Origin of the sequence: Thiocystis minor, assembly GCF_016653465.1 — a bacterium.
Lineage (GTDB): Bacteria > Pseudomonadota > Gammaproteobacteria > Chromatiales > Chromatiaceae > Chromatium > Chromatium minus.
The window spans coordinates 111,105-134,016 of the sequence record NZ_NHSQ01000070.1; the positions used below are offsets into that span (position 1 = coordinate 111,105).

17 protein-coding genes are annotated in these 22,912 nt (G+C 62.1%); 13 read left to right on the forward strand and 4 right to left on the reverse strand.

All coding sequences use genetic code 11. The annotated features are described in order from the left end of the window. Positions 1-7: 7 nt before the first annotated feature. The gene (locus tag CCR95_RS09165; RefSeq protein ID WP_201093723.1) at positions 8-3,550 is read right to left on the reverse strand and encodes a helicase-related protein; all 3,543 of its coding nucleotides are present in this window, start codon (positions 3,548-3,550) and stop codon (positions 8-10) included. A gap of 156 nt (positions 3,551-3,706) precedes the next feature. Here CCR95_RS09165 and CCR95_RS25835 point away from each other — a divergent pair, with 156 nt between their 5' ends. Continuing rightward, positions 3,707-3,835 carry a hypothetical protein gene (locus CCR95_RS25835; protein ID WP_276570246.1) on the forward strand — a complete coding sequence of 43 codons (129 nt, stop codon included), beginning with the start codon at positions 3,707-3,709 and terminating at the stop codon, positions 3,833-3,835. Between the two features lie 112 nt (positions 3,836-3,947). Here CCR95_RS25835 and CCR95_RS09170 read toward each other — a convergent pair whose 3' ends face one another. The 3 genes from CCR95_RS09170 to CCR95_RS09180 are packed head-to-tail and all read right to left on the reverse strand — an operon-like array spanning position 3,948 to position 9,921. Then, on the reverse strand, positions 3,948-6,035 hold the full coding sequence (locus CCR95_RS09170; RefSeq protein WP_201093725.1) for a PTS sugar transporter subunit IIBC: 2,088 nt from the start codon (positions 6,033-6,035) through the stop codon (positions 3,948-3,950). 22 nt (positions 6,036-6,057) lie between these two features. Beyond that, complete coding sequence (ptsP, locus tag CCR95_RS09175; protein ID WP_201093726.1) at positions 6,058-8,589, reverse strand: phosphoenolpyruvate--protein phosphotransferase; 2,532 nt, start codon at positions 8,587-8,589, stop codon at positions 6,058-6,060. A 24-nt stretch (positions 8,590-8,613) separates the two neighbouring features. Then, positions 8,614-9,921: a carbohydrate porin gene (locus CCR95_RS09180; protein WP_201093727.1), complete on the reverse strand. Its 1,308-nt coding sequence runs from the start codon at positions 9,919-9,921 to the stop codon at positions 8,614-8,616. A 670-nt stretch (positions 9,922-10,591) separates the two neighbouring features. Here CCR95_RS09180 and surE point away from each other — a divergent pair. From surE to CCR95_RS09240, 12 genes are all read left to right on the forward strand, one after another. Further along, positions 10,592-11,341, forward strand: coding sequence for a 5'/3'-nucleotidase SurE (gene surE / locus CCR95_RS09185; RefSeq protein WP_201093728.1), 750 nt, complete (start codon positions 10,592-10,594; stop codon positions 11,339-11,341). Next, positions 11,341-12,003, forward strand: coding sequence for a protein-L-isoaspartate(D-aspartate) O-methyltransferase (locus CCR95_RS09190; protein WP_242523143.1), 663 nt, complete (start codon positions 11,341-11,343; stop codon positions 12,001-12,003). The genes surE and CCR95_RS09190 overlap by 1 nt, the downstream gene beginning before the upstream one ends. Before the next feature lie 110 nt (positions 12,004-12,113). Continuing rightward, a complete protein-coding gene (locus tag CCR95_RS09195; protein WP_201093729.1) occupies positions 12,114-12,923 on the forward strand; it encodes a peptidoglycan DD-metalloendopeptidase family protein in 810 nt (269 codons plus the stop codon). A 31-nt stretch (positions 12,924-12,954) separates the two neighbouring features. Further along, complete coding sequence (gene rpoS / locus CCR95_RS09200; RefSeq protein WP_201093730.1) at positions 12,955-13,971, forward strand: RNA polymerase sigma factor RpoS; 1,017 nt, start codon at positions 12,955-12,957, stop codon at positions 13,969-13,971. A gap of 256 nt (positions 13,972-14,227) precedes the next feature. After that, positions 14,228-15,661, forward strand: coding sequence for a cytochrome-c oxidase, cbb3-type subunit I (ccoN, locus tag CCR95_RS09205; RefSeq protein ID WP_201093731.1), 1,434 nt, complete (start codon positions 14,228-14,230; stop codon positions 15,659-15,661). Between the two features lie 17 nt (positions 15,662-15,678). Further along, on the forward strand, positions 15,679-16,428 hold the full coding sequence (gene ccoO, locus CCR95_RS09210; protein ID WP_201093733.1) for a cytochrome-c oxidase, cbb3-type subunit II: 750 nt from the start codon (positions 15,679-15,681) through the stop codon (positions 16,426-16,428). Further along, on the forward strand, positions 16,421-16,636 hold the full coding sequence (locus CCR95_RS09215; protein WP_014777561.1) for a CcoQ/FixQ family Cbb3-type cytochrome c oxidase assembly chaperone: 216 nt from the start codon (positions 16,421-16,423) through the stop codon (positions 16,634-16,636). The genes ccoO and CCR95_RS09215 overlap by 8 nt, the downstream gene beginning before the upstream one ends. Beyond that, positions 16,623-17,519, forward strand: coding sequence for a cytochrome-c oxidase, cbb3-type subunit III (gene ccoP, locus CCR95_RS09220; protein WP_201093734.1), 897 nt, complete (start codon positions 16,623-16,625; stop codon positions 17,517-17,519). Before CCR95_RS09215 ends, ccoP begins: the two co-directional genes overlap by 14 nt. A gap of 347 nt (positions 17,520-17,866) precedes the next feature. Further along, positions 17,867-19,294, forward strand: coding sequence for a cytochrome c oxidase accessory protein CcoG (ccoG, locus tag CCR95_RS09225; protein WP_201093735.1), 1,428 nt, complete (start codon positions 17,867-17,869; stop codon positions 19,292-19,294). 16 nt (positions 19,295-19,310) lie between these two features. After that, positions 19,311-19,841, forward strand: coding sequence for a FixH family protein (locus tag CCR95_RS09230; protein WP_242523144.1), 531 nt, complete (start codon positions 19,311-19,313; stop codon positions 19,839-19,841). Positions 19,842-19,856: 15 nt separating this feature from the next. After that, positions 19,857-20,321 (forward strand): DUF29 domain-containing protein, encoded by a 465-nt coding sequence (locus CCR95_RS09235; protein WP_201093736.1) that lies wholly within the window; start codon positions 19,857-19,859, stop codon positions 20,319-20,321. 55 nt (positions 20,322-20,376) lie between these two features. Then, entirely contained in the window at positions 20,377-22,833 is a 2,457-nt protein-coding gene (locus CCR95_RS09240) for a heavy metal translocating P-type ATPase (RefSeq protein WP_242523153.1), read from the forward strand. Positions 22,834-22,912: the final 79 nt, after the last annotated feature.

A 22,912-nucleotide genomic window follows, 5' to 3' on the forward strand; every position in this document is an offset into this window, starting at 1 on the left:
GCCCTTCCTAATTCGTGATGGTCAACACGCCCAAAACCACCGGCGTCGCATGAATATCCCCACTCTCAGCCGCCCGACGCAAATCAGCCAGACGCCGCTCGAAATCCTCCCGCGCTCGGGTCAGCTCGCCTTGCCGCATCAGCCGGATCTTGTCATTGGTCGCCGCCGCGAGTTGGTCCTCAAGGAGCGTGCAGCGTGCGCGGTGACTGACGGTGAGACTCTGAATCCGATGTTCGACCAGCTCGCGGTTTCCAGCGATATGGTTCGCTTGAGCCAAACTCCACTGACTGTGATGCCGAGTATCCAGTGCGTCAAACTGCGCCACATTTGGGACTGCACCCTCTGGCGTATCCGTCGCTATCGGTAACAACCTCATGAGCGCATCCTCGATGACCGCCTCCGTTGACACGGCGATCAGTGTCTCATCCACCTTCACGCCCCACTTCTGCCAGCGGTAGAGCGCAAAGGGATAGTCACCGGCGGCAACTGCCTCGCTGTACACGGCGAGAGACGCCTGGACCGCCTCGGGTTGTTCCAGTTGCCGCGCGGCCTGCCGCACCAGGGGGTGCAAGACATTCAGATGGACGGTGTTTGGATGGTCCGCGGCCGTCTTCTGATCGAAGGTGACAGAGAGCGTGAGTTGCCCGCCCTTGAGCCATTTTTCCCACTCGCGGGCCACCGGATCATTGGCGCGCGGCAAACCTTTGAAGTCGTTGAGCAGCCGGGCGCGGGCTTCCTGATTCAGGCGCAGTGTCTTCAGCGGTTTCTCACCCTTCAGGTACTCGGTGTCAGGCTCCAGGCGATTTGCCAAATAGGTCGTCACGCAGCGTTGCAGTGCCGCCGGGGACAGCCAGAAGGTTTCCGCCGCCTCGATCTCCTGGCGCCAGGTCTGGTTCGGCACGTCGAGTCCAAATAATTCGCTTTGCGTCGACTCCAGCCGCTCCTCCTCCTGAATCTCCCGAATCCCGTTGTCCGCGAGCTGCTGCAAGCGTTGCGCACGTTGCGCCGGGGTCAGCGTGAAGTTATCCGCGATGTCATGCAGTTCCTTGGTGATCTCGCCGAGAATCTCCTCGCTACCACCGACGGCATGCTGGAAGACACCAATGCGCCACAAACAGCGTTCGTAGATGTCGGCATCGACGGTCCCCGGCGTGATGAGGTTGACGATCGCCACCATCTCGCTTTTTTGGCCGTAGCGGTCGATACGGCCGATGCGTTGCTCGATCCGCATAGGGTTCCATGGCAGGTCGTAGTTGACGAGCAGATCGCAGAACTGGAAGTCGAGTCCCTCGCAACCCACCTCGGACGACAGCAGCACGTCCAACGCCTCGGGGAGATCCTTCGGGAGTGCGAAACGGCGGCGCAGATCAGCCCGTTCCTCATCGGGCACATCGCCATGGATCAATCCATAACGCATCCCGGCGCGCTGCGTGTGATCGGCCAGATATGCCAGCGTATGACGGTAGGTGCTGAAGACCAGGGCCTTGTTGTTGGACATCTGGCCTTTGTCGCGCAGAACCTTGACGAAGGCGTCAACCTTCGGATCCTGCGGATCGAGATCCGCTGCCTGCTCCAGCAAGGCTTCAATGTCCGCCCGTACCTGATCGACAAAGCTGAAATCGACCTCGATGTCGCTATCGCCAGATTCCATCGCTTCGAGCTGATCCAGCTTGCCGCCGAGGATGTTCCGCAACAGAGGTGCAAGACCATAGATGCAGCTTGCCGCCTGACGGCGGATGGTCGTCATCATGAATTTCACATTCTGCTGGCCGTGGCAGAACGTCAGGATGCGCGCCACGAGATCCAGCAGATCGTCATGCAGACGCTGCTGCGCGGGCGTGAAGGCGAGGGTCAGTGTCTCCGGCTTGCGAGTGGTGAACTCGCCGATGTCGCGGCGACGGGTGCGGTTGATCAGCGGACTGAAGGTGTAGAGTTCTTCCAGGGCGCGCGTCAGACCCACCCGCGCGGCAATGTCGATGGGCTCATCCGTCAGCCGGTCATAGATGGCCTGGAATGCCGGCGATTCACGCAGGAACAACCGGCCCCATTCGGTCTGCGCAACCTCATCTAGGCAGGTCCGCGCCTCGGCCTGCCAACCGTCCTCGGCTGACCGGCAATGCTTGATGGCCTGATTGATGGGTCGATTCGGCGCGGCCATCTGCGCGAAGCTGGCGTGGTCGATGACCAGATCCGGCCGCAAGACATTGAGCAGGGTAAAAAGATCCTCGCTGCCCAACTGCACCGGCGTGGCGGTGAGAAACACCGCAGCTTGAGCGTTGTCGCAGAAATAGCGCACACCCTGATGGAGATAGGTCGCCGGGTTGCGGATATGGTGCGCCTCATCGACGATCACCAGATCGAACTTGGGCGGCGGATCCAGCGCCAGCAATCCCCGTTTCTTCTGCTTGCCTTTGCCGCTGTCGCCGAAGACTAGATCCTCGTTGAAGAGGGAGAACGGCAGAATGGCCTTGGCGTACTGTTCGGGCCATTCGCCGTCGAGATGCGTTTCCTGCAAGCAATGCCGCAACAGTGAACCATCCAGCGCCGTGAACTGCTCATCGAAGCGCCGCATCTCGACATACCATTTGCGTTCGGAGACGAGCGCCTTGGGGCAGATGATGAGCACGGATCGAATGTCCATGCGCGCCCGCAGTTCCTTGATGATCAGCCCTGCCTCGATGGTCTTGCCCACCCCGACCTCGTCGGCGATCAGCATGCGGGGACGATCGGCCCGGATGAGCTTCAGCACCGGGCGGTATTGGTAGGGAACGAATTGCACCCGCCCCGAGCGCAACGAAAACAGATTGGCCGTCGAGGGCGAGAGCAGTTGCAGACTGGTCAGGTAGGCATGCAACCCCTCGACGTTCAGGCATGTCCGTGCGCTCTCCGCCTCCTCGGCGGGAAGTTGGATCTGACCTTCGTAATAGGTGACTTTCTTGTTGTCCTGAAAGACCCGGTAGCGGCACTCGGCACCGCCTGGGACGACCTCGATGATGGGCATCAGCACGCTAGGGTTTGAGCGCAGCGCGACCAGATCGCCGACCTTGAACAAGGATGCCGGTCTCGCTGGCGTGTTGATTGCTGGACTCGGCTCGGGCGGTTCCGGTCTGCTCGATCCGGCCATCGCCGCGACAGCCGCCGCCTTGGCGGCTTCGATCGGTGCCAAGACCTCCGCGTCGGCCCCCAGCATTTGTAGCAGGCGGCTCAATGTATCGGCATCACGATAGATCTCGGCATCAGGCATCGCCTGCGTCGAGAGATGCGACCACTTATTGCGGACAGTCTGCGCTTCTTTGACCCAGGTGCGGCCTTCCCGAGGCAGGCTGAGTTCCCGCGACAAGTCGTACCAGTTCTGATCGAGTAGCCGCAGGAGCGCGGCGAGGTCGAGCTTGTCCAATGTCGTCAAGCCGCGCTCCTGGACCATGCGCTGTTGCTGGAAGGTGAGGAGGTTTTCGACATGCGTTTTCCACCAGTCCGGGGACAAGGCAGGAAGATGCGCAGCAAGAAAACGGACCAGCGTAGCCGTGGTAAGTTGGAGCAGGTCGTTCAAGATTTTCCTTCCGTTGATGGTGCCTGGACCGACTCAGGATTGCTGTAGTGGTTTGTGGCTTGCAGCTGAACGTCTTTAATACTCGGCCATGCGAATCCCAGACAACGTTTACCATACGTCATCGACAAGGTTTTCATCAGCCCCTGGAACAACGGTTTGATTCAGACCAAGCCCAAGGAATTCAAGCTCGACGGCGGCGATAAGCTCAAATTTTTTCGGGACATGGCCGAACCCGCGCGGCGCATCCTTGAGGTGCGGCAGGTTGTGGAGAAGTTGACCGAATAGGCAATTTCCAGCCGCATGAATCGCAGTCATTAGCCCCTGCCACGACACGCACTCATATCGCACTCGCACGGCGCCCGCCGACGCTGTCGCCGCCGGGCGCCGGGTTCCCGAATCACCCTGCCATCGCCGCCTTCATCTCGGCGGCATACTGATCGGCATTCAGGCCGACCAGCAGATGCAGGACATTGTCCGGCAGCCGCAGGATGCCCTGGACACCCGCCGCCGCCAGGGCCGGCTCGTCGAGCTTCGCGCCGTCGCCGACCCTGACCCGCACGCGGGTCTCGGCGCAGGCTTCGGCGACCTGGACGTTCTCGCGCCCGCCCAAGCCGGCCAGAATGGCGCGGGCATTTTGCGGCGCCATGGGATCGCGATGACGCGGCTTGAGATCATCGCTCTTGTAACGCACCTGTGGCGCGGCGGCGCCCTCCGGCAGTTCTGCCTCGGGTCCGGCGGTGCTCAGATACTCCTCCATGTCGGTTTTCAGATTGTCCGATTTGGGTCCGAAGATGGCCTGAAGGTTGTTCCCGACCGTGACCACGCCGGCGGCGCCCAGCGCCTTGAGCTTGCCCGGATTGGCCTTGCTCATGTCGGCGACCTCCACCCGCAGTCGCGTGATGCAGGCGTCGAGTCCCAGGATGTTGCTCTTGCCGCCGAAGCCAAGCACCAGTTCCTTGGTGAAGTCGTCCGCGATGACGGACTTGATGTCGGCCATCTCCGGGGTCTCCGCCTCGCGTCCCGGTGTCTTGAGATCGAACTTCAGGATCAGCACGCGGAAGGTAACATAGTAGACGGCGGCAAAAATCGGCCCCAGGATCAGCACCACCCAGGGGCGGATGTCGTTGACGTAGTAGAGCGCGTAGTCGATGAAGCCGTGGCTGAAGCTGTATCCCAGACGGGCGTCGAGCAGATAAGTGACGAGATAGGCCACCCCCACCAGGACGGCATGGACCGCGTACAGCAGTGGCGCGACGAACAGGAAGGCGAACTCCAGCGGCTCGGTGATGCCGGTCAGGAAGGCGGTCAGCGCGGCGGAACCCATGATGCCGGCGACTCGCGCCTTGTTCTCGGGCTTGGCGCTCCGGTAGATGGCGAAGGCGGCGGCGGGCAGGCCGAACATCTTGAAGACGAAACCGCCGCCGAGGATGGCCGCCTCGTAGTCGCCGGCGAAGAAGCGGCTGATGACGCCATGGACGGTCTTGCCGGTCTCCGGATCAACATAGGTTCCTACCTCGAAAAAGAAGGGGACGTTCCAGATGTGATGCAGACCGAAGGGCAGCAGCATGCGTTCCACCACGCCGTAGATGGTCACCGCCGCCGCTGGATTGCCGTAGGCCGCCCAGTCGCCGAAGTCGCGAATGGCCGCGCCGATCGGCGGCCAGATGACGGCGAGCACCGCCGCCAGCCCGATGGCCGCGAAGGAGACGACGATCGGCACGAAGCGTTTGCCGGCGAAGAATCCGAGGTAGGGCGGCAGCGAGATGCGGTAGTAGCGGTTGAACAGATAGGCCGCGATCAGCCCGATCAGGATGCCGCCGAAGACGCCGGTATCGATGGACTCGATGCCGAAGATCTTCTTGATCTCGGCGCGGCTTTTGGCGGGCGGAAAGGCGACCATCTCGCCCCGACCCGCATCATAGAGCGCGATGGCGCCTTGCTCACCCTCGCCCACGCCAGACTGGAGTGCGAAGGGCACGCTCGCGCCGTCGCAGACCAGCGTCTCGTCCTTGACCTCATCGGCCCTGAGTTTCTCCAGCGTTCGCCCATCCTTGTCGAGACACTGGAAGCGCGCCCGCTCGCTGTCGTACTCGACATAGATCGCCTTGCCCGCCTCGCCGCTGATCCGCAGCGGTTCGACAGGGGCCGTCAGACCGATGAATTGAAGGCCGATAACGCCCAGGGCCGCCAGCATGACGAAATAGCCGACGGTCGCCGCGAGCGCCGCCACGCCGTCGTTCTTGGTAAAGCCAAGGACCACGCCGATGGCGAAGATCAGCGGCAGGATCATGAAGATGGCGTCGCCGGAGGCGGACATGACCCGCCCGATCTCGGCGAGCCAGGCGGTATCGGCCTCGCGGGCGATGGAGGCCCCGACGCCGAGCAGGATGCCGGCGACCGGCAGCACGGACACCGGCAGCATCAGTGCCTTGCCGATCTTTTGCAGACCGCCGAAGGTATTGCCCCAAACGGATGAAATGCTCATGGTTGCGTCTCCCGTAGTCGGCTCAGTCATCGCTCTGAACCAGGGCGCGCACCTCGGCGGCGGTCCCCTGGGTCAGTGCCTGTTGGGCGAGGGTCTGGCACTCGGCGAAGGAGCGCGCGCGTACCGCGGCCTTGATGGCCGGGATCGCCGGGACGCTGACCGAGAGTTCTTTCACCCCGAGTCCAATCAGGATCGGTACGGCTTGCGGATCGCTCGCCATGCCGCCGCAGACGCCCACCCATTTGCCCTCAGCGTCCGCGCCCTCGACCGTGAGCGCGATCAGCCGTAGGATCGCCGGGTTCATGGCATCGGCCTTGGCGCCGAGCTTGGGGTGGCCGCGATCCATGGCGAGTCCGTACTGGGTCAGGTCATTGGTTCCGATGGAGAAGAAACTCACCTCGCGGGCAAACTGCCGCGCCAGCACGGCGGCTGACGGCACCTCGACCATGATGCCCAGCTCGACGTCGCCGGCGTCCGGGAGCTTGGCGCGCTCTTCCTCCACCAGCCCCTTGACTGAGCGGATCTCGTCCAGGGTCGCGATCATGGGGAACATCATGCGGATCTTGCCGGTCTTCCCGGCCCGCAGGATGGCGCGAACCTGGGTGCGCAGGATCTCCGGGCGGTCGAGTCCGATCCGCACTCCGCGAATGCCGAGCATGGGGTTCTCCTCGCGCGGCATGGGGAGATAGGCCAGCGGTTTGTCGCCGCCCACGTCCAGGGTGCGGATGATCAGCGGCTGGCCGTTCAGGGCCGCCGAAATGTCGCTGTAGATCTGGGTCTGCTCGTCCTCCGTCGGGGCGGTGGAACGGTCGAGATAGAGAAACTCGGAGCGCAGGAGTCCGACCCCTTCGGCGCCCAGGGTCATGCCCTTGCGCGCGTCCTCGATCCCGCCGATGTTGGCCACGACCTCGACGTTGTGACCGTCACTGGTGGTCGCCGGCTCGAAGGCGGCGGCGAGATCGGCGGCCTTTTTCGCGGCTAGGCGCGTCTTGGTCTCGACGATGCGGTCGATCTCCGCCGGCTCGGGGTTGATGCGCAACTGGCCCCGTCCGCCGTCCAGGATCACATCCGATCCATTGGGGAGATCCAGCGCGCGCGGCTCGATCCCGGCCACGGCGGGGATATCGAGCGCCCTGGCCAGGATGGCGACATGCGAGGTCGCCCCGCCACTGACGGTCGCGAAGCCCAGCACCTCCGCCGGGTTGAGTTGGGCGGTGTCCGATGGGGTCAGTTCCTCGGCGATCAGGATGGAGCCGACGGGGATCTTGGGCTCTTCGACCGGCTGGCCGGTGAGGATGCCAAGGACACGCCGGCCCACATCGCGCAGATCGGCGGCGCGACCGGCCATGACCTCGTTCTTGAGCCTGGACAGACGCTCGGCGTGGGTCGTATAGGCACGCTGCCAGGCGAAGGCCGCGCCCTTGCCCTTGGCGATGGCGCTCTCGGCGATGTCGATCAGATCCGGGTCGCCCAGCAGTTCCTGATGCGCGGCGAAGATGGCCGCCTTCTTGGCGTCCGACTGCGCCTTCAGTTCGGTCTGCAACGCCTCCAGCTCGTTCTTGCCCCGGTCGAGCGCGTCTTCGAGCCGGCGTCGCTCCTTGCGCGGGTCGGTGTCGCCGGTCTCGGGAACCTGGATCTCCTCGCGGCGCAGTTGGTAGACCTTGCCAACGCCAAGACCGGGTGACGCGGCCACGCCCAGCAGTAGATTCGGATCGTCCGACAGCGGTCTGGGCGCGGGGGCCTTGGCTGGATCCGGCTCGGTGGTGGCCGGGGCCGGGGCGGGTCGACTGCCCTCGTCACCGAGTCCGGCGGCCAGCTCCGGCGCGAGTGCATCGATGGCCGCCTGGGAGTCCGGACCCTCCGCGATCAGCACCACCTTGTCCCCCAGGGCGATTTCGAGCCCCATGATGGAGGTGACGCTCTTGGCGTTGGCCTGATCGTCGCCGCGCTGGAGCAGGATTTTGGACGCGAACCCTTTGGACAGGTTGGCGAGCACGGCGGCCGGGCGGGCATGCAGGCCGGTCGGGTTGGGGATCAGGATCGCGTCGGAGGTCACGCGCTTGCCCGCGATCTCGGCGGCAGCGCCAGCGCCGTCCGCCAGGGTCAGCGTCAGGCAGGTATCCTGACCGGCCCGCACCCGTCCGCTGGCCTGGACCATCCCGGCGATCGACTCGCCATTGGTCACGATCATCAGGGTCACGAGACTCTTGGCGCGGGTGGCCAGGAAATCGGCATCGAAGGCGATCAGTGCATCGCCCGTGGCGACCTGCTGTCCCAGCGTCACCTTGGGGGTGAAGCCCTCGCCCTTCAGCGTCACGGTGTCCAGACCGATATGCATCAGGATCTCGACCCCTTCGCCGGTGGTCAGGGTCACGGCGTGACCGGCGTGGTGGAGCTGGCTGATCGTCCCCGGACAGGGTGCCGTGAGCACCTGACTCAGGGGGTCGATCGAGAGTCCATCGCCGACCATTTTTTGCGAAAAGACCGGGTCCGGAACCTGTTCGAGTGGAAGGATGATCCCGTCCAGGGGCGCGCGAAGCTCAAGTGTCAGCACTGCGTTTCTCCTGTAGATGGACGATCAGAATTGCACGCTCACTTTGGCGCCAATGACCAGTGCATTGTCGATGTCGCCGGTCGCCGCCGGGCGGATGACATACTGAAGATCCGGCTGAATGGCAATGCCGTGGCCCAGGACGAACTTGTGGTTCAGTTCGATCACCGCCTCGTAATCCTTTTCGGCCAGATCCTGGGCGTTACGCGCCACATTGACGCGGTCGCCGAACCAGCCGCTAGTGATCGCCAGCCCTGTGGTGTCCCTGGGACGGGCGCGGAAGAGCCCCTCATAGATCAGACCGGTGTTGAAGTACCAGGTCATGGGATTGACGTCATCGGTCAGGCTGAAGACGACCGCCCCGAAACCTGAAAGTCCGCGATCGGCACCGGCGCTCTCGCGGTAGAGCATCTGATCCGCCAGCACCCAACCCATGGCGTTGCCCGTTTCGGTGGCGTTGTCGAGTCGCCCGACATTCTGGAACTCGCCGGTCATGTAGTAGCCGCCAATCTTATAGACCCCCGGCAAGGTGTCCTTGGAATCGCGGTTGACGTGATAGTGAATCTCGCCCGCCAGGGTCACGCCGTTGTCGCCGAAGCCCCAACTGGTGCCGTGATCGTTGTGGCCGAGGCTCGCCGGATCGCCCTCCTTGCCCTCGGGGTCGCCGTCGTAGATGGCCGCCTGAATGGTCCAGTGTCTCGCGGGGGTGTCATAGCGCGCCCGCGCGCCCCAAGTCGCCAGCGGATAGGCGGTGAAGGTGAAGGGATTTTGCAGGAACACCGGCTTGGGGCTGCCGCAGAAAGAGTTGTTGATGAACTGGCAGTAGAGCGGCGAGCGCAGGAAGTCGTCGTTCGCGATCAGACGACCATAGGCGAGGTTGAGCCGGTCATCGAGCAGGCGGGTATTGAACTGGACATTGGCGAGCTTGACGTTCTGGCCGCCATACAGCTCCTGGACGGTAAAGAGGTTCCCGCCCTCGGAGGGGGCAACGAAGCGCTCGGAAACACTCAGACCGTCACGCTTGGAGACCTTGATCAGCAGGTCGGTCCCGCCAATGCCCAGGAGACGTTCCAGGTCGAAACCGAGATCCAGGCCGATGTTGTCGGCGTAGGTTCCGCCTTTCACCTCGCCGCCGGAGACATTGGCCATGGGTTCGGCGGTATAGCCCAGATTGATGGTCACGCCTTGTTCCTTCCAGCGATCTCGCACGCCGCCCCAGTTGCCGGTGAGAGAGTCGCTGCCAGGGAAGTCGGTTGCCGCAGTGATCGGCGCAATCAGAACCGCGGCAATCGTCAGCGCCGCCAGGTCACGCTTGAGAGGTGGAAAGTCAGCCATTCTTGACGTGCTCCATATGAAGTGAACTTATAGGGTGGCGCGGATGAGGCGCCGCTCGGGAAGCGTGTCGATGCTTGGGATCTTCTCCCAATGGGAAGAATAGCGTCCTGACCTGTTGTGAGGTTGGATGGTCGCGTTCTAATCCGCCGCGGTCAACAGGATGGTCGCGGCGGTGCATCGCGTGCGAGAACCGACGGAAACTGCAATGCAGGCTCCGTCCCTCAACGCCCCAGGTTTCCCCATATACCCATTTTTGTTCGAGATCCCCTCTTGAATCAAAAAGTTGAACTCAGCGCGACCGTCGCCCGAGCCGGAGCGAAGAGGCTGAATGCAACTCGGCGATCACCGCGCGTTCGACGATTCCAGATCGAGCTTATCTCAAATCACGATCGGACGTAGATCTGACCCGGGCCTGCGTGTGCGCCCATCCACCAGGCTCGTCGGCGTGAGGCGCATGACGACGAGGGCATTCACACCCTATTGTTTTGCGGCAAGCCCCCCGACATGCTGCGCTCGGCCAAGATTTCAACCCTTTTGCTCGGCTGACGTTCTGGCTGACGGTTTGCGGGGTTCAAAAGCGTGTGGCTGCCGACGCGGGCGGGATGCTCGCCGACCTTCAATTGGGTATGATCGCGACATTGCCCCAGCGTATCGATCAGGTCGCGTCTCTATGAAGATCCTTGTCAGTAACGACGATGGATATCAATCGCCGGGCTTGATTGCGCTTGCCGACGCGCTCGGACAACTCGGTGATGTCGTGGTGGTGGCGCCGGAGCGCGACCGCAGTGGCGCCAGCAACTCGCTGACCCTGGATATTCCGCTACGGGCAACGCGGATGGCGAATGGTTATATCCGGGTGGATGGAACCCCGACCGACTGCGTCCATCTTGCACTGACGGGTTTGTCCGAAACCGATCCCGATCTCGTGGTTGCAGGGATCAATCATGGACCAAATCTGGGCGATGACGTGCTCTATTCCGGAACGGTCGCGGCGGCGACCGAGGGGCGCTTTCTTGGACTGCCGTCAATGGCTGTGTCCATTGCCTCTCATGAGCCCCGGTACCTTGAGACGGCCTCCAGAGTGGCCGTGCAGTTGGTGTCCCGGCTCTGTGTGAATCCGCTGGAATCGAGCATCATCCTGAACGTGAATGTGCCGGATCGGCCTTATGAGGATCTCAAGGGATTCGTGGCAACCCGGTTGGGGCATCGACACAAGGCGGAACCCGTGGTGATGGCGCGGGATCCCCGCGGTCGGACGATTTACTGGGTTGGCCCCGCGGGGCCGGAGCAGGATGCCGGGCCGGGTACGGATTTCGATGCCGTGCGCAATGGGTTCGTGTCGATTACCCCGTTACAGGTCGATCTGACCCGGCACGCCGCGCTAGAGACGCTTGGCCACTGGTTGGCGGCGCGCGGGTGATGGTGGGCAAGATGGATCCAGGGATCGGCATGACCTCCCTGCGTACCCGTCAGCGATTGATTCTTCGTCTGCGCGAGGCAGGCATTCGTTCGCCAGAGGTGCTGGCGGCACTGCGGGATCTCCCGCGCCATTTGTTCGTGGATGAGGCGCTGGCAAGCCGTGCCTACGAGGATTCGGCGCTGCCGATCGGTCATGGCCAGACGATCTCTCAGCCTTATACCGTGGCGTTCATGACACAATCGCTCCTGGAACGCGCCAGGCCGGATACGGTTCTTGAAGTTGGCACCGGCTCGGGTTTTCAGACTGCCGTTCTCGCGTCGCTGGTCCGTCGCGTCTACAGCGTGGAACGCGTCCGGGAACTGCTCGAACGCGCACAACGACGCCTGGGTGTCCTCCAGCAGAGAAACGTTCGTTTTCTGCATGCCGACGGTGCAAGGGGTTGGCTGGAATACGCACCTTACGATGGTATTCTGGTCACCGCCGCGCCACGCGGGGTGCCCCGGATGTTAGCCGAGCAATTGGCGCCTGATGGGGTCATGGTGCTGCCGATCGGAGATGCTGCTCGGCAGATGCTCGTGCGAGTGACCCGGGTCGGGGATGGATTCGAGCAGGAGATGCTCGAAGCGGCGAGCTTCGTGCCCATGCTAACGGGGATTTCTTGATCGCAATGCAACCGCGCGCATGAGAGCCTGCGCGGTTTTGACGCATCGGCCGGGTTGACATCAACGCATGACCACCGGATCAGACTTGGTTTAGAAGGATAAATGGGTTCATGGGTGTCGAACAAAGGCTGGTTTTGCTTGCCCTTTCGATGGCGTTCTGGTTGCCGCTCATCCTTGACGGTTGCAGTTCCACGACCCCCGCGCCAGTGTATGGCTGGAATTGGCAGGGACCGGCGCCCGACGGTTTTTACCGTGTGCGCAAGGGCGACAGTCTGAGCGTCGTCGCGCAGCGACTCGGAATCGGTACGCGCAAATTAGTGAAATGGAATGGACTTAAGCCGCCCTATCTCATCTATGCGGATACCTTGCTGCGCGTTGTGCCGCCGAATGCCGCTAGTTCCAGGCGGATTGCAAAGAAAGCGGTTACGCCACCCAGAAAACCTGATGTCACGCCAGAATCGCGCAGCAAGAGTAGCGCGAACGCCGTGGCCGCCATCCCAAAGGAAACGCGCGAAGATGCCCCCCGCCGCCGACCCGAGACATCAGGAATCACTTGGGAATGGCCCTTGGACGGCCCGCTGATGCAGGGGTTCCAAGCCAGTGACCGGACTCGCCAGGGCATCCGCATCGGTGGTCGCTCCGGCGCACAGGTCAGAGCCAGCGCGGACGGTTGGGTGGTTTACAGCGGCGGTGGACTCAAGGGTTATGGCAACCTTATTATCATCAAACACAATGACCGATATTTAAGTGCATACGGCTTCAACCGCTCGCTGTTCGTCAAGGAGGGGGATCGCGTGACACGCGGTCAGGCGGTGGCGGAGGTTGGTCAGGGGGCCGAAGGAACCCATCTACTGCACTTCGAGGTCCGCCTTGACGGTACGGCCGTCGACCCGATCGCTTACCTGCCCCCGCGAAACTAAGCCCGTCCCAAATGAACGGAGGGAGATGTGGATGCCAATCGTCGAAGACCTGGAGGCAAACGAGAATCCGCTCGAAGTCGACAGCGTATCGCTGTTGCTGCTCAATGAGGATTCCGACTCGATCGAGGTCGAGGAGGCGATCGAGCCCGACGAGATCGATTCTCCTGGCGTCGATGTCATTGCGCCGGCCAGCGATCGCTTCAGTTCGGGGGATGGCGACTTCGATGCCACCCGTCTCTACCTCAATGAAATCGGCGAATCCAAACTCCTGAGCGCGGAGGAGGAGGTCTATTTTTCGCGCTTGGCTCAGGGAGGCGACAATGCCGCGCGCTCGCGCATGATTGTCAGCAATCTGCGGCTCGTCGTAAAGATCGCCCGTCGCTATCTAAACCGTGGCCTGCCGTTGCTCGATCTGATCGAGGAAGGCAATCTGGGTCTCATCCGTGCCGTGGAAAAATTCGACCCGGAACGTGGGTTTCGCTTTTCCACCTATGCGACCTGGTGGATTCGCCAGACCATCGAGCGGGCGATCATGAATCAGACTCGCACAGTTCGTCTGCCGATTCATGTCGTCAAGGAGATCAACATCTATCTCAAGGCGGCACGCAGCCTTGGGCAGCGGCTCGATCATGAGCCAACCACCGAGGAGATCGCCAACCTGCTCGACAAGCCTATCGGTGAAGTGAAACGCATGCTGGGACTCAACGAGCGCATCTCCTCGGTCGATACGCCTTTCAGCAAGGATGCCGACAAGCCATTGCTGGATATGCTGGAGGACGAGGCGGCCAGCGATCCATCCGACAGCATCCAGGATACTGATATCCAGGCCAATCTCGAACACTGGCTGAGTAAACTCAACGACAAGCAGCGCGAAGTCGTGGAAAGGCGCTTTGGCTTGCACGGTTATGAATATTCGACGCTGGAGAGTGTCGCCCAAGAATTGGGCGTCACTCGCGAGCGCGTTCGTCAGATCCAGATGGATGCACTGAAGCGTCTACGAGACATCCTCGAAAAAGAAGGGTTTTCGGTCGACTCCTTCTTTAAATAACCAGCAGCGTTTCCTCTCGCGCCAAGGATGAATCTATTTCCGGTGCGGCGTCTTTATTCAGGATCGCCGACCCGGCGAACAGTTCATCGTATAGCGCTTGTTTTATGGGGGCATTTGCCGTACTGCGTATTGACTTTAGACAAGCGATCCAGTGTGATGCAGACCGCAACGCCCAGGGAATGAGGCAATCCAACGGCTGGATGCCTTATTACCTTAAATGAAATACTGTTTTCCCTGATGTTCCCTGGGAGGGTCTATGCAAGCCAGTCTGGAACAAAAGTACAATTTCGACGTTGTCCGCTGGTTCACGATCATGGCCGTTGTCTACCTGGTGGTGGGCGCGTCCGTCGGGGTCTATATCGCGTCGGAACTGGCCTGGCCGTTCCTGAACTTCGATAGCCCCTATATCTCCTTCGGACGCTTGCGTCCGGTGCATACCAATACGGTCATCTTCGCCTTCGGCGGCTGTACCCTCATGGCGACCGCCTTTTATAGCGTGCAGCGCACCTGCGGCGTGCGGCTGTGGAGCGACAAAATGGCCCGCTTCACCTTCTGGGGCTGGAATGCGGTCATCGTGCTGGCGGCGCTGACGCTGCCCTTCGGCTTCACCCAGTCGAAAGAATACGCCGAGCTGGAATGGCCGATCGATATCCTGATCGCGGTCGTCTGGCTGTCCTTCACGATCAACTTCATCATGACCATCGCGACCCGGAAGTCCTCGCACATCTATGTGTCGAACTGGTTTTTCCTCGGCATGATGATCATGATCGTCTATCTGCATGTCGTGAACAGCCTCGCAATTCCGGTCGGTCTGTTTAAGTCCTACTCCATCTTCTCCGGGGTGCAGGATGCCATGATCCAGTGGTGGTGGGGGCATAACGCAGTCGGCTTCTATCTGACCGCCGGGTTCCTCGGGATCATGTATTACTTCGTGCCCAAGCAGGCCGGGCGTCCGATCTATTCCTACCGACTCTCGGTCATCCATTTCTGGGCGCTGATGTTCGGCTATGTCTGGCTCGGCGCGCACCATCTGCAATACACCGCGCTGCCCGACTGGACCGGTTCGCTCGGCGCCGCCGTGTCGATCGCCATGATCATCCCCTCCTGGGGCGGTGCCGTAAACGGCATGATGACGCTCTCGGGCGCCTGGGACCGGCTGCGCACCGACTATGTGCTGCGCTTCCTGATCATCGCGCTGGCCTTCTATGCCATGTCCACCTTCGAGGGGCCGGTGATGGCGCTGAAGACCGTCAACGCGCTCTCGCATTACACCGACTGGACGATCGGCCATGTGCACTCCGGCGCGCTGGGTTGGGTCGCGGGCGTCTCCATCGGGGCCATCTACCATCTGATGACGCGGCTCTATCACACCGAGATGTACTCCGAGCGGCTGATCAACTTCCACTTCTGGACCGCGACCATCGGCACCGTCATCTACATCGTCGCCATGTGGGTCTCGGGGATCATGCAGGGTCTGATGTGGCGCGCCTACGACGAGTACGGCACTCTCGCCTATACCTTCGTCGAGTCGGTCGACGCCATGCACCCCTATTACGCCATGCGCGCGATCGGCGGGGGCATCTTCCTGCTCGGTGCCGTGGTCATGCTCTTCAATGTGCTCATGACCGTTCGTAAATCCGCCGTCGAGGGCAGCCTGACCAAGGCGCGCGCACTCGCGGTCGCGGTCTGATTCCGGGGAGTCACGAGATGGCGAATTATCCGAAGACGAAGGTCAAGAGCCTTCAGGAATGGTTGGAAGTCAACATCTGGGGGCTGGTCATCGCCACGGGACTGGTCCTGTCGGTGGGCGGCATCGTGGAGATCGTGCCGCTCTTTTTCATGAAGGACACCTTTGAGCACACCAAATTTCCCGAGATCGTTTGGGATGGTGCCGGGAAGGAGGCGATCGCCGCGGTCGACGACGCCGGCAAGACGCAATGGAACTGGAAAGCGGGCGACGGTGTGCGGCCGTTCACCGCCGTCGAACTGGCCGGGCGGGATATCTTTCAGCGCGAGGGCTGTTATCTCTGTCATTCGCAGATGATCCGACCCTTCCGCGACGAGAAGGAACGCTACGGCCATTACTCGCTGGCCTCTGAATCCATGTTCGATCACCCCTTCCAGTGGGGCTCGAAACGGACCGGTCCGGACTTGGCGCGGGTCGGCGGCAAGTATTCGGATGAGTGGCAGCGTCAGCACCTGCGCGCGCCGCGCTCGCTGGTTCCGGAATCCGTCATGCCGGGCTATCCCTGGCTCGACGAGACCTATCTGAAAGGGAAGCGGATGCAGCGCCACATGCGCGGTCTGCGCAGGGTCGGTGTCCCTTACTCGGATGCCGACATCGCCGCCGCGCCCGCGCTGGTCGAGGGCAAGACCGAGATGGACGCGCTGGTGAGCTATCTTCAGTCGCTTGGCACCATGGTCGCGCTCGATGATTCCAAGGTCTACCGTGAATAGTCTGCTCGAGTATTTCGACACCGACTGGCAGGCGATGACGCTCAACGACTGGATCGGAACGATCCTCACCGTCGTCATCTTCCTGCTGATGATCGTGGCCTATTTCCAAGTCTTTCGTCCCAAGAACCGGGAGCGTCTCGAAGCGCGCAAGCACATCCCGTTCGACGAGGACGATGACAACAGCGGAGACAGCGATGGCGGAAAATAACCCCTTTCCCGGCGAAAACAACACCGGACACATCTGGGACGACAATCTGCGCGAGTTGGAGAATCCGCCGCCGCACTGGTGGATGATGGGATTCTGGGCCTCGATCCTCTTCGTGGTCGGTTACACGATCCTTTATCCAAGCTGGCCGGTCGGTCAGGAACCGACGCCCGGCATCATGGGCTGGAGTCAGATCAAAGAATACGAAAAAGGTCTGGAGCAGGTGGCGGCCATGCGCGCCCAGTTCGAGGACCGGATCGGCGGCATGACCGCCGATCAGATCATTGCCGATCCGGGACTGACGCAATATGCCCTGGCCTCCGCGAAGGTGCTCTTCGGCGACAACTGTTCCGCCTGCCATGGCAGCGGCGGCCAGGGGAATCCCGGTTATCCGGTGCTGGCCGACGACGACTGGCTCTATGGCGGCAAGACCGCCAAGATTGCCGAGACCATCAAGGGCGGGCGCAAGGGCGTGATGACGGCCCATCGCACCATCCTCACCGAATCAGAGGTGGACACGCTAGCCAATTGGGTGGTGCAAATGAGCGAGACCGCCGGGGAGAGCGGCAGCGAGGAAGGTTGGGCACTATTCAAGGCGAAGGGCTGTACCGCCTGCCATGGCCAGCAGGCCAACGGCGTGCTGGCCGAGCTTCCCAATGGCGATATCGTGACCGTTGGCGCCGCGAATCTGACCGACGGTATCTGGCGTTTCGAGCCGGGCGGTTACGACAGCGCCAAACATACGATTCTCAACGGCGTCAATCAGACTGGACTTGCGGAAACGCGCGACGCGGTGATGCCGGCCTTTGGCGGGCAGGGCAAGTTGAGCGAACAGGACATCAAAAAGCTGGTGGTGTATGTCCACGAGCTGGGCGGCGGTCAATAGTCGACTCGCCTGTCTCTGCACTGGACGAGTGGTCATGACGACATTGAAGTGCCGCGATGCGGAGGAAAATAACCATAAATCCTGAGATCCGCCTCTGAGAACGCGGCGTTCAAGCCTGATGGGGGATCCTGCGATCCCCCTTTTTTATGCTTTAAATCGAATGCAAATCAGATGGTTATATTCTTGAAAAGACATAGTCAAAGCGTCTTTGTCAAGGTAACCTGTAGGCGGAACCATCGGACCTGAACCGCGCCTCGCCGCTTGTCGCCGATGACCGCGAGACTGGGGCCGCTGAAAACAACGCCTGTCACTTTGGACACGGTTCAGCCGTGAAGATGGTCAAGTCGATGAGTCATTCCGATGTATTGCCTACCGCTGTCGACTCACTCTATGAAGAAGCCGATCGCTGGCACATCAATACCGGCGGTCAGACCATTCATGCCAAGCGGATCGCCGGGCGCTGGCGCACCATAAAATGGCTAACGGCCTCGGTCTGGCTGATCTATCTGCTGGGGCCCTATCTGCGCTGGGAAGGCCGTCAGGCGGTCTTGTTCGATATCCCGAATCGGCAATACCACCTCTTCTCCGCGACCGTGCTGCCGCAGGATTTTTGGATGCTCTCGCTCCTGCTGCTGTTCTTTGCGATCCTGCTGGCCGTCATGACCGCCTTGGTGGGACGTGTCTGGTGCGGGTTTTTCTGCTTCCAGACGGTCTGGACGGATCTCTTTACCTGGATCGAGGAGAAGTTGGAAGGGCCACCGCCCGCGCGCCGCAAACTCGATCAGGCACCCATGAGTCTGGATAAGATGCGGGTCAAGGCCATCAAACACGCGCTCTGGCTCGCGATCGGATTCCTGACCGGTTTCAGTTTCGTCGCCTGGTTCACCGATGCCCCGACACTCTGGCGCACCTTTTTCATGGGCGAAGCGAACGCGACGGCCTATGTCACAGTCGCCCTGTTCGCGGCGGGCACCTATGTCCTGGCCGGTTTTCTGCGCGAACAGACCTGTTTCTGGCTCTGTCCCTACGCGCGTATTCAGGGAGTGATGCTGGACCGCACCACCATCGTCCCGACCTACGACGAGAAACGCGGCGAGCCGCGCGGTCGCGTCAAGCGCGGCGAGACCGAGGACCATCGCACCACCGGCGACTGTGTCGATTGCAATCAGTGCGTCGCGGTCTGCCCGACCGGGATCGATATCCGTGAGGGCCAGCAGGAGGGCTGTATCACCTGCGCGCTTTGTCTCGATGCCTGCGATCAGGTGATGGACAAGGTCGGGCGACCGCATGGCCTGATCCGTTACGCCTCGCTCGACGAACTCGAAGGGCGTCCGACCAAACCCTTGCTGATGCGGCCCCGTGTCTGGGTCTATGGCGCCATCCTGTTTTTAGCTCTCTCGGGCATCGTTTACGGTTTTACGGCGCTGGCGCCCATCGAACTCAAGGCGCTGCATGAACGCGCCCCGCTGTTCGTCCTGTTGAGCGACGGTTCGATTCAGAACAAATACACGCTAAAGATTTTGAACAAGGTACCGGAGACACTATCGGTGACGATCCGCGTCTCGGGGCACGATGACATGACGCTGGTCGGTGGCGAAAAACCCGTCACGGCCGAGCCCGGCGGTGTAACGCCAACGGTGGTCTTCGTCAGAATTCCCCGGCGATCGCTCGCCGCGGAGCAACAAGCCATTATTTTTCACGCCGAGGCGACACGTTCTTCCGGTGCTCCGATCGAGACCGAACGTGAGAGCGTTTTCGTCGGTCCACGCCGCTAGAAGCCGAGCCATACCCATGAATTTGTCCGAAATGAAGATGACGACTCAAGCAAAGCCCACGAACACTCCGGCCCTGCGCAATCCCTGGATCATCGGCTGGCTCGGGCTGGTGGCCGCGGTGCTTATCGTGAATCTCGTTATGGTCTATTTCGCAGTCTCTACCAATCCGGGGCTGGTGAATGCCGACTATTACGATCGCGGTCAGGAATATGAACAAACCCTGGTTTCGCGCCAGGCGCGCGATCCCAACTGGACCATGCGGGCCGATATCCCAAAGCCACTGCGGGTTGGCGAGGCGGACATGCTGCGGGTTGTTCTGGTCGACAAATCTGGCCAGCCGGTCGAGGCCGACGCGGTCACTTTCCATGCCTATCGTCCCTCGGACGCCGCGCGCGATTTCTCCCTGCCGATGACGCGCGAGGATCGCGGGCGTTATGCCGTCAAGGCCGCCTTCCCGCTGATCGGCGTCTGGGACACCCTGATTGCCGTGCAGTCCGGCGCGGATGAGTACAGCATCGGCGAGCGGGTCACCGTGAACGGAAATTGACCGATCCGAGTTGAGATGACTGACCTGACACAGCTCTACCAGCAGGATTATTCCGAATGGGCGCGCCGGAACCGCGATCTGCTCCGCGCAGGGCGTTTCGCGGAGCTGGACATCGAGTATTTGCTGGAAGAACTCAGCGACATGGGGAAAAGCGAGCGCGATGAATTGGAAAGCCGCTTGCTGATTCTGCTCGCGCATCTGCTGAAATGGCAATATCAAGACCGCTCGCTCACCGACCGCTGGCGCGAATTCGACGGTCGAAGCTGGCGCGCGACCATCGTCGAACAACGGAAGCGGCTTGCCATGCGTCTGCGCAAATCGCCCGGATTGAAGTCCGTGCTCAATGACGCCATTGCGACGGCCTATCCCGACGCATGCGATCTGGCGAGTAAGGAAACGGGTCTGCCAATGGACACCTTTCCACCGGCATGCCCCTATCGCAAAGAGCAGATGATTGACGACGATTATTACCCCGACTGACGTCAGCGACCGCTGTTTCCACTGCGGTCTGCCGGTCACGCCATCCGCGCGCGTGATGGCTCCCATCGCCGGACAGGAGCGAGCCTTCTGCTGCACGGGCTGCCGGGCGGTGTGCGAGGCGATCCATGCCGCTGGACTCGAGGGTTTTTACCGGCGCACCCCGGCGGGCGACGTGTTCGGCCCGCCGCCGGAGCCGCCGAAGAATCTCGCACTCTATGACCTGGATGCTGTTCAGGAAGAATTCACCGATGTCGCCTCGGAGGCCCGCGAGATCAATCTGCTGGTCGAGGGCATCCACTGCGCGGCCTGTGTCTGGTTGATCGAGAAGGGGCTTGAAACCCTGCCCGGCGTGGAGGATGCGCGGGTCAATCTCACTGGGCGGCGGCTGCGCGTGCGCTGGGACAACGAGCGTCTAAAACTCTCGCGCATCCTCCAGCGGCTGGCCGATATAGGCTACGCGGCCGCCCCCTTCGATCCCGACTCCGCCGAGGGCGCGTTGAGCCGCGAGAACCGGGGCCTGCTGTTTCGCCTGGCCTGGGCCGGATTCGCGATGATGAACCTGCTGTGGATCTCCATTGCACTCTACAGCGGCGCAGACCGGGGCGAATTCCGCGAACTCTTCCACTGGATCGGCTTTCTACTGGCCACGCCAACCATCCTCTATTCGGGCGCACCCTTTTACCGAGGCGCCTGGTCGGGTCTGCGCAGCGGTCATTTGAGCATGGATCTGCCAATCGCCATCGGCGTGACCGTCACCTATCTGTATTCGCTCGCCGTCACCCTCGGGGACTCCTTCGGGGGCTCAGGGATTGGCGCCGTCTACTGGGACACGGTCGTCAATTTTCTCTTCGTTATCCTGGTCGGTCGCTATCTGGAGGCGATCTCGCGGCGGCGCGCGGTCGCCGCGACCCAGCGTCTGCTCGATCTCCAGCCCAAGGTCGCGACTCGTCTCCGGGAGGGCGACGAGGCCGTGGTTCCGGTGCGTTCGCTCCAGATCGGCGAAACTGTGCTGGTGCGTCCCGGCGAGCGTATCCCGGTCGATGGCGAGGTGCTCGCCGGCCAGGGCAGCGTGGACGAGTCGATGCTGACCGGCGAATCGCGCCCGGTCGCCAAAACCCCGGGCGAGCGGGTGTCGGCGGGAACCATCAACGGGGCGGGCGTCCTGACGGTGCACATCACCGGTCTGCTGCGAGAGACCGCGCTCGGGCGCATCATCCGGCTGGTCGAAGAGGCCCAGGCCAGCCGCGCGCCCATCCAGCGTCTGGCCGATCGCATCGTACCCTGGTTCGTGGCGGCGACGCTCGGACTCGCGGCCCTGACCTTCATTTTCTGGATGCGCACGGATCTCGAATTCGCCCTCATGGCCGCGACCGCGGTGCTCATCATCACCTGTCCCTGCGCCTTCGGCATGGCGACTCCGATGGCGATTGCCGTGGCCTCCGGGCGCGGCGCCGAACGCGGCATCCTCGTCAAGAATGGCGCAGTGCTCGAACGGCTATCCTCGATCCGGCATTTCGTGTTTGACAAGACCGGCACCCTGACCGAAGGCCGACCGGTGGTGGTGGGTGCCTCGCTGGTCGTTCCGACGACTCAGCCCGTCGCGGCCTGGCGCGAACTGGATTGGGGCGGGGAAACCGTTCCGACCCTCACCGAGCGCGAGCATCGGTTGCTGCGCCAACTCGGCGCGCTGGAGCGTCTGTCCGAGCATCCGGCGGCGCTCGCCATCCTGGATCTCTGCGCGCGCGCAGGCATCGGTCTTGCTGGCGTGGCGGTCGATGAGGTAGAGGTTGCGCCAGGGTTGGGGATCGGCGGGCGGGTCGAGGGGACTCGGGTGACGATCGGCAGCCAGGACTGGCTGCTGCGCAACAACGTCAAACTGGCATCGACGGAGCGCGCGGCAGCGACGGACGGCGAAGCGGGCCAGATCTATTGCGCCGTGGACGGCCACGAGGTGCTCCGACTGCGCATTCAGGACCGGCTCCGACCGGGGGCCGTGTCCATCGTCCGACGCTTGCGCGAGCAGGGCATCCGCGTGACCCTGCTGACCGGCGATCGCCGCGTGGTCGCCGAGCGCATCGCCGCGCAGCTTGGCGAGGTCGACCTGATCGCCGAGGTGCTGCCCGAGGACAAGGACTGCGTAATCGCTGATCTCCAGCACCAGGGCCAGCGGGTGGCGATGGTCGGCGATGGCGTCAACGACGCCCCGGCGCTAGTGCGCGCCGATGTCGGCATCGCCATGGGCAGCGGCACCGATGTCTCCATCGCGAGCGCCGACATCGTGCTGATGTCCAGCGACCTGGAGCGGGTGGCCGAGGCGGCGGAACTCTCCCGACGCACGCTCCGGACCATCCGCCAGAACATCGGCATCTCCATCCTCTACAATCTCATCATGGTGCCGCTCGCCATGGCTGGGGTCATCACGCCGCTCATCGCGGCCGTCTCGATGCCGGTCAGTTCGCTGGCGGTGATCGGAAATTCGGCGCGGATTCGCGCATTCCAAAAAACCGCTTGAACGATCTCCCGATCGCTCAAGCGGTTTTTTGGAATCGGTTTGGACGGATTTTTTGTTTACCTCAGAGATGGGTTGAAGC

Excerpts from the sequence above, each read along its gene's own strand:
- ccoN (WP_201093731.1), top strand. The coding sequence starts at position 14,228 with ATGCAAGCCAGTCTGGAACAAAAGTACAATTTCGACGTTGTCCGCTGG.
- surE (WP_201093728.1), top strand. The coding sequence starts at position 10,592 with ATGAAGATCCTTGTCAGTAACGACGATGGATATCAATCGCCGGGCTTG.
- CCR95_RS09190 (WP_242523143.1), top strand. The coding sequence starts at position 11,341 with ATGGTGGGCAAGATGGATCCAGGGATCGGCATGACCTCCCTGCGTACC.
- CCR95_RS09240 (WP_242523153.1), top strand. The coding sequence starts at position 20,377 with ATGGCTCCCATCGCCGGACAGGAGCGAGCCTTCTGCTGCACGGGCTGC.
- CCR95_RS09195 (WP_201093729.1), top strand. The coding sequence starts at position 12,114 with ATGGGTGTCGAACAAAGGCTGGTTTTGCTTGCCCTTTCGATGGCGTTC.
- CCR95_RS09230 (WP_242523144.1), top strand. The coding sequence starts at position 19,311 with ATGAATTTGTCCGAAATGAAGATGACGACTCAAGCAAAGCCCACGAAC.
- ccoG (WP_201093735.1), top strand. The coding sequence starts at position 17,867 with ATGAGTCATTCCGATGTATTGCCTACCGCTGTCGACTCACTCTATGAA.
- ccoP (WP_201093734.1), top strand. The coding sequence starts at position 16,623 with ATGGCGGAAAATAACCCCTTTCCCGGCGAAAACAACACCGGACACATC.
- ccoO (WP_201093733.1), top strand. The coding sequence starts at position 15,679 with ATGGCGAATTATCCGAAGACGAAGGTCAAGAGCCTTCAGGAATGGTTG.
- CCR95_RS09170 (WP_201093725.1), bottom strand. The coding sequence starts at position 6,035 with ATGAGCATTTCATCCGTTTGGGGCAATACCTTCGGCGGTCTGCAAAAG.
- rpoS (WP_201093730.1), top strand. The coding sequence starts at position 12,955 with ATGCCAATCGTCGAAGACCTGGAGGCAAACGAGAATCCGCTCGAAGTC.
- CCR95_RS09235 (WP_201093736.1), top strand. The coding sequence starts at position 19,857 with ATGACTGACCTGACACAGCTCTACCAGCAGGATTATTCCGAATGGGCG.
- CCR95_RS09180 (WP_201093727.1), bottom strand. The coding sequence starts at position 9,921 with ATGGCTGACTTTCCACCTCTCAAGCGTGACCTGGCGGCGCTGACGATT.